General features: G+C 44.0%; 1 protein-coding gene. It reads left to right on the top strand.

Features of this window, described 5'->3' with window-relative positions:
* Positions 1-34: 34 nt before the first annotated feature.
* A partial coding sequence (locus tag A3729_RS05225; RefSeq protein ID WP_082882014.1) for a DUF2059 domain-containing protein occupies positions 35-812 on the top strand: 778 nt, incomplete at its 3' end.

Below are 812 nucleotides of genomic sequence, written 5' to 3'. Positions count from 1 at the left end.
TTCAAATGGTCAGCGCTTTCCAAAGGAATTTTCCATGAACGCATTGGTAAACAGGGCTTTAGCCTTCCTATTACTTGTATTTGTTTCTCACGCCGCACCCCTGATGGCTAAAGGTTTGAGTATCGAGGAAGCGAAGCAGTTTCTTCATGACTCTGGCTTGAGTGAGTTGATTGCTTCTTTGCCTGATTCTATGGGGCAGCAGCTTGATATGAAACGTTTGTCAGTCAATAGTTCCGTCAGTTTTGAAAAGACCAGTGCGGCCGTGACTCATGCAGCGAAAAAGGTTGATGGTGAACAGATTGCAATGGTTTATTTGAGTCAGGATCAGCGTGCTGAAGATTTGTCTGATGCGATTAAGTTCTTGGCTTCTCCCTTAGGTCAACGCATCAGTACAGAGGAACGGGCGGCCAGTACACCAGAAGCTCAGCAGAAGATGCAACGCTATTTTCAGGAGCAAAGCTTCAAGTCTGTTAAGCAGGATAGAGCGCAATTGCTAGAGAAGCTTTCTTTAGCTCTGAATGCTGATAAGGTTGTTATTCAGCTAATGAAAGGCGTGTATTTTTCGGTTTTGGAAGCGGTTGCTGTTATTAATCCAAATAAGGCAGCTGCTTTAGAAGCTCGTATGAATCAGGAGTGGCAGAGCATGGAACCAATGCTAAGTCAGCAGTTTTCCGAATTTATGTTGATGGGCGCAAATTACAGCTATCGTAATTTGAATGATGAGGACCTCTCTGCCTACATTACATTTTTAAAGAGTAAGCCGGGTCAGGCGTATTGGCAGGTAGGTGTCGATATTGTCGATTTGTATATTC

Source organism: Oleiphilus sp. HI0043, from assembly GCF_001634935.1.
Note: the sequence above shows the minus strand (reverse complement) of the source record. Positions and strands in the feature narration are given on the sequence as shown.